4 protein-coding genes, 1 tRNA gene and 1 pseudogene are annotated in these 6,081 nt (G+C 43.9%); 4 read left to right on the forward strand and 2 right to left on the reverse strand.

The window, feature by feature from the left end; translation table 11 throughout:
- Positions 1 to 629 precede the first annotated feature (629 nt).
- The 4 genes from nirB (at position 630) to cobA (ending at position 5,398) form a co-directional block, all read left to right on the forward strand.
- Positions 630 to 3,179 (forward strand): nitrite reductase large subunit NirB, encoded by a 2,550-nt coding sequence (gene nirB, locus ASV53_RS18865; RefSeq protein WP_094957703.1) that lies wholly within the window; start codon positions 630 to 632, stop codon positions 3,177 to 3,179.
- Positions 3,176 to 3,502: a nitrite reductase small subunit NirD gene (nirD, locus tag ASV53_RS18870; protein WP_094957701.1), complete on the forward strand. Its 327-nt coding sequence runs from the start codon at positions 3,176 to 3,178 to the stop codon at positions 3,500 to 3,502. Before nirB ends, nirD begins: the two co-directional genes overlap by 4 nt.
- Positions 3,503 to 3,644: 142 nt before the next feature.
- The gene (gene nirC / locus ASV53_RS18875) at positions 3,645 to 4,463 is read left to right on the forward strand and encodes a nitrite transporter NirC (protein ID WP_094957700.1); all 819 of its coding nucleotides are present in this window, start codon (positions 3,645 to 3,647) and stop codon (positions 4,461 to 4,463) included.
- A 92-nt stretch (positions 4,464 to 4,555) separates the two neighbouring features.
- Positions 4,556 to 5,398: a uroporphyrinogen-III C-methyltransferase gene (cobA, locus tag ASV53_RS18880; RefSeq protein WP_094957699.1), complete on the forward strand. Its 843-nt coding sequence runs from the start codon at positions 4,556 to 4,558 to the stop codon at positions 5,396 to 5,398.
- 118 nt (positions 5,399 to 5,516) lie between these two features.
- Here cobA and ASV53_RS18885 read toward each other — a convergent pair.
- Positions 5,517 to 5,590 (reverse strand) — tRNA-Cys (locus tag ASV53_RS18885).
- Positions 5,591 to 5,778: 188 nt separating this feature from the next.
- Positions 5,779 to 6,081 (reverse strand): annotated as a pseudogene (locus ASV53_RS18890) (hypothetical protein); the annotation flags it as partial.

The following is a 6,081-nucleotide window of genomic DNA, read 5'->3' on the forward strand; positions in this document are numbered from 1 at the left end:
TTAAAAAGCAGCCCACAGCGAATGATATATATTCAGATTGATCGATGATACTCCAAGTAACTTGCTAAAAAACAAGCAGATAAGCAATTTCGCGGAATATCCTTTAAATAATAAACCCCTCCCGTTGTACGAACGACAAGGCAAATACATCACATTTCCGAGAATTATTGAAATATCACACTATCTAGCTGGCACAGATTCGTTTGTAGGGGTTACTTAACTCATCAACCTCTTTACCTACTGTAATCGGATGACTCTAGAGTTAAGGCTAGTTATCGCATTTGCTATAACCGTTAAAAAATCATGATACCTAAACCGCTATCCCCTCTCATTTCACAGATCGGCATACTATGTATCATCACCAATCTGGCTGAAGCGTGTGCGTTAATAAAGTAACGCATACTGATGTTCACCCCGACAGTATTCATTTTTTATTCACATCTAGTAATAAAACAACGTAATACAGCGTAAATACCGATCATAAAACATCAAATAATGACCAAATCATTGATTAACTAACCGCTACCCCTTTGGGGTTATTTAAAATTGTAGTTGATTTACATCATATTTATTCACAACCTGTCTTATTACTATCAACTCAGATTTAACGCCTTTGTTAAGAGGATATTATGAGCAAAGTCAGATTGGCGATTATCGGTAACGGTATGGTAGGCCATCGCTATATCGAAGAATTAGTCGATAAAGCAGACATGGAAAACTACGAAGTCACTGTTTTCTGTGAAGAACCACGCATAGCATACGACAGGGTTCACCTGTCTTCTTACTTCTCGCACCATACCGCTGATGAGCTTTCACTGGTTAAAGAAGGCTTCTACGAAAAACACGGCATCAATGTTCTTATTGGTGAACGTGCAATCACCATCAACCGCGCTCAGAAAATTATCCACTCTAATACCGGCCGTGAAATTCAGTACGACAAGCTAATTATGGCGACGGGGTCTTACCCTTGGGTTCCACCGATTAAAGGTAATGAAGGTAAAGACTGTTTTGTTTACCGTACCATCGAAGATTTAAAAACCATTGAAGCAACAGCTAAACGCAGCAAGAGTGGTGTTGTCGTTGGTGGCGGTTTACTTGGCTTGGAAGCTGCTGGCGCACTAAAAGCTCTGGGTGTCGAAACACATGTGATTGAATTTGCTCCTGTGTTGATGGCCGAACAGCTAGATCCACAAGGTGGCGAGCAGCTACGTAACAAAATTGAAAAACTAGGCGTAAAAGTTCATACCGGTAAAAATACGCAAGAGATCGTTGCCGAAGGTACAGAAGCTCGCAATACCATGCGCTTTGCTGATGGAACATCGCTTGAGGTTGACTTCATTGTGTTCTCGACCGGTATTCGCCCACAAGACAAGCTTGCTATGCAGTGTGGTTTAGCCACTGGCCGTCGCGGCGGTATCGCTATTGACGATCACTGTCTCACATCCGATCAAGATGTTTATGCCATTGGTGAATGTGCATCTTGGAATGAGATGTTCTACGGCCTTGTCGCACCTGGTTATAAAATGGCGCAAGTTGCCGTTAGCAATTTAATTGGCGGCGACAATACTTTTGAAGGTGCAGACATGAGTGCCAAGCTGAAATTGCTTGGCGTGAAAGTAGGCAGTATCGGTGATGCCAATGGCCGCACACCAAACTGCAAGAGCTACGTATACCTTGATGAAAGCGAAGAAGTGTACAAACGCATTATCGTTTCTGAAGACGGTAAGAAGTTGCTTGGTGCTGTGCTCGTTGGCGATACCTCTGACTACGGTAACTTACTGCAGTTAAAACTGAATGACATCGAATTACCCAAACACCCAGATACATTAATTCTACCTGCACATGCTGGTGCTGAAAAACCAGCAATGGGTGCAGACTCCCTACCCGATTCCGCGGTTATTTGTTCATGTTTTGATGTAACAAAAGGCAAGATAGCAACGGCTGTGGCTGATGGCCATACTACCCTTGGCGAGATCAAAGCGGTGACGGGTGCAGGTACAGGTTGTGGTGGTTGTTTACCTCTTATTACCCAAGTACTGAATGCAGAGCTGGCTAAATCTGGTATCGAAGTGAAAAACCACTTATGTGAACACTTTGAATATTCTCGCCAAGAACTTTTTCACCTTATCCGTGTAGAGCAAATCAAAACCTTTGATGAACTACTGAAAAAATACGGCAAAGGTTATGGCTGTGAAGTATGTAAGCCAACCGTAGGTTCAATTCTGGCATCAAGCTGGAATGACTACGTTCTCACGCAAGAAAACACTCAACTGCAAGATACCAATGACATCTTTTTAGGCAATATGCAAAAAGATGGCACCTATTCTGTTATCCCTCGTATGGCAGGCGGTGAAGTGACGCCTGCAGGCTTAATGGCGGTCGCTGAAGTCGCCAGCGAGTTCAACCTATACACCAAAATTACAGGTGCACAGCGCATTGGTTTATTTGGCGCACAAAAAGACGACTTACCTGTTATTTGGGAAAAGCTGATAGCTGCAGGTTTTGAAACAGGCCAAGCCTATGCAAAAGCCCTACGTATGGCGAAAACCTGTGTGGGTAGTACTTGGTGTCGTTTCGGCGTGCAAGATAGCGTTGGCTTAGGAGTCGAGCTTGAAAACCGCTACAAGGGTATTCGTACTCCGCACAAAATGAAGTTCGGTGTGTCTGGCTGTACCCGTGAATGTGCCGAGGCACAGGGCAAAGACTTAGGCATTATTGCAACAGATGCAGGCTGGAACATGTATGTAGGCGGCAATGGCGGTATGAAACCGCGTCATGCTGACTTACTCGCTGCCGACTTAGACAAAGAAACACTGCTTCAATACATCGACCGTTACCTCATGTTCTACGTACGCACCGCTGACAAACTACAGCGTACTTCTGTTTGGCTAGGCAATCTTGAAGGCGGAATTGAGTACCTACGCGATGTGATCATCAACGACAAGCTTGGCATTAATGCACAACTTGAAGCGGATGCAGAGAAGCTCATTGCAAGCTACCAGTGTGAGTGGACAACCACGCTCGATAACGATGACCAACTAAAACGCTTTAGCCACTTCATCAACTCAGATGAACGCGATAGCAATGTTGTCTTTGTCTCTGAACGTGAACAACACCGCCCTGCTACAACAGAAGAAAAGTCGCCTGTTTATAACATTTCAGTGGAGGAACACGCATGAGTCAGTGGATAACAGCCTGCAACCTAGATGATGTCATTCCAGGCACTGGTGTTTGTGCGTTAGTTAATGGCGAGCAAGTTGCGTTGTTCCGACCAGATACATCAGACACATTCTACGCCATCAGCAACATGGACCCATTTGCACAATCTAACGTGCTATCTCGTGGCCTTATTTGTGAGCATGACGGTGAGCTTTGGGTGGCAAGTCCTCTCAAGAAACAACGCTTCGCATTAAAAGATGGTCGCTGTCTTGAAAATGCAGAAGCTTCAGTCAAAAGCTACCAAGTACAAGTAGTTAACAGCGAAGTTCAAATCGCGGCTTAAACCTATAAGTCCTTAGCTTCACGCTAAGTTTCAGGGAATTTTGCTTACCAGTTATCAAAATTCCCTGCTTTTTGGAATAGGTATAGAAGCCATTATCTATCCCAAAAAGATTTCGATTTAAATTTAAGAAAGGAAAACACGCATGTACGCAGACACGATTAAGAAATGTTCAGCCAATGCTGCACGTATCGTTGATTTTGCAGATAAGGAAAAGTTTGGATTCTGGCTAAGTTCTGCCATGGCAGGCGCTTATGTTGGTCTAGGAATTATCCTTATTTTCACTTTGGGTAATCTGGTCGACCCTTCGATTCGCCCATTAGTCATGGGTGGTACCTTTGGTATTGCCTTAACATTAGTGATCATCGCAGGCTCAGAACTTTACACCGGACACACTATGTTCCTCACTTTTGGTGTAAAAACAGGCCAAATTACCATTACTGATACCTTACGCGTGTTACCACAAACATGGGCTGGCAACCTCATCGGCTCTGTTGGTGTTGCGCTGCTGTTCTTTTATGCTGGTGGTGGAAAGCTACTACCTGATACCAATAGTCTACTTAACAATGTGGCTATGGCTAAAACATCAGGATCTGCCACTGCTCTCTTGTTCAAAGGCATTTTGTGTAACTGGCTTGTCTGCTTAGCTATCTGGATGTGCCAGCGTGTTGAAGGTTCTGCTAAATTTATCGCCATTTGGTGGTGTTTATTGGCCTTTATTGCCTCTGGCTATGAGCACTCTATTGCCAATATGACTATATTTGCATTATCTTGGTTCGGCGAACACAAAGAGGCATTTACATTAGCTGGGATTGGTCACAACCTATTATGGGTAACCATCGGCAATACAATTTCAGGCGTGGTATTTATGGGTCTAGGCTATTGGTTTACAACACCTAAAGCACAACGCCCAGTCATGAATTCTGCAAAAGCGAATGCATCAAGAGCACCACAAACAGCGTAATTAAACGTCACGGTGCAGTAGCGAATACTGCACCACTGATTGCCTTAGTTAAATACCGATTTTGTTTCAAATTGCCGAGTGGAGTAAGCCTAATGACAACCGACAATAAAGTCTGCCACCTGAATCTTCAATCAACGATAGGTAAGGTAATATTGGTTGGCGCTGGACCAGGTGATCCCGACCTATTGACAGTAAAAGCACTACGCATGCTCCAGCAAGCTGATGTCGTTGTTTATGACCGACTGGTTTCAAATGAAATCATCCGATTAATTCCCGAAAAAACGAATCTGATTTTCGTTGGGAAACAAGCTGGTAATCACTGTGTACCTCAAGATGGTATTAACCAAATTTTGGTTGAACAGGCGCTAAAAGGCCAAGTCGTTGTTCGATTAAAAGGCGGTGATCCTTTCATTTTTGGTCGAGGTGGTGAAGAACTTGAAGCTTTGCTTCCTTATGATATTCCTTTTGAGGTTGTACCGGGTATTACTGCTGCTGCAGGCTGTGCGGCTTATGCTGGGATCCCCCTCACCCACCGCGATCACGCACAAAGCGTTCAATTTGTGACAGGTCACCTCAAATCAGAAAGAGAGCAAATCGATTGGTCTTCCTTGGCAAGATCCAATAACACATTAGTGTTCTATATGGGTCTTAGCCAAAGTGGGGAAATTCGTCGTCGATTAGAAGCAAACGGTATGTCGCCACTGACGCCTGCAGCGATTGTTGAGCGCGGTACAAGCAACAACCAACGTGTACTACCTTGTTCATTAGAAACATTAGAGATAATTGCGGCGCACGCCGAAAGCCCAGCACTCATCATTATCGGCAGCGTTACGCAGCTTGCGCACAAACTATCGTGGTTTGAGCCTAAGCAAAGCCTACAAAGTTGCTATAGCAAAATGACCGAAGTAGCAGAAGGCAAGCGCGACATAATCTAATAACTTTTATCTTTGATTAGAGTAAAATAACAGGAATATTAGATACAACAAAGCCAGCAATTAAGCTGGCTTTTCGGACTTTAACCGTCAAACCTCATAGTGAGATCCGGCATAAATTTGGAGGCGCGTCCCGGAGTCGAACCGAGGTCCACGGATTTGCAATCCGCTGCATAGCCACTCTGCCAACGCGCCATTTTTGCCTCACGACTCCAGATGACTAGTCATCTGTATATAAGTTTCTCCGTGAGAACGAGGCGTACTGTACCCTGCTCAGAGATAGAGTCAATAATAAATCTATCAATTAAGAATCAATTGCGCACTCAGCCAACAAAACTATGACATTTTATTCAACACTACTAGAAATCAACCAACCCGAGTGTTTAGCTCTTCTTCGTCGATTTAGTTAGTACAGAATAAGATACACTGCTAGAACCACCAGCCAATCCTGGTTTCACGGATCCAAACACGGTGTTTTCAAACAGGATATAATAATTACCCGCCGTTAAGTTAAACCAGCCTGTTTCATGACTACTCTCTAACGGGGTAATGCTTTTAATGTAACTCAACCCTGCATTTGAAAAGGCATTATTTTGTGTGGTTGCTACCCAAAGCCGATAATCACTTTCATCCAGTACATACGCCTCAATGGCATCACCACCCAATAAAGTCGCTTTCACCTTCAC

It is taken from the genome of Photobacterium sanguinicancri (assembly GCF_002265265.1).
In the GTDB taxonomy this organism is placed as follows: domain Bacteria; phylum Pseudomonadota; class Gammaproteobacteria; order Enterobacterales; family Vibrionaceae; genus Photobacterium; species Photobacterium sanguinicancri.

Coding starts and splice junctions, on each gene's coding strand:
- nirB (WP_094957703.1), top strand. CDS start 630: ATGAGCAAAGTCAGATTGGCGATTATCGGTAACGGTATGGTAGGCCAT.
- nirD (WP_094957701.1), top strand. CDS start 3,176: ATGAGTCAGTGGATAACAGCCTGCAACCTAGATGATGTCATTCCAGGC.
- nirC (WP_094957700.1), top strand. CDS start 3,645: ATGTACGCAGACACGATTAAGAAATGTTCAGCCAATGCTGCACGTATC.
- cobA (WP_094957699.1), top strand. CDS start 4,556: ATGACAACCGACAATAAAGTCTGCCACCTGAATCTTCAATCAACGATA.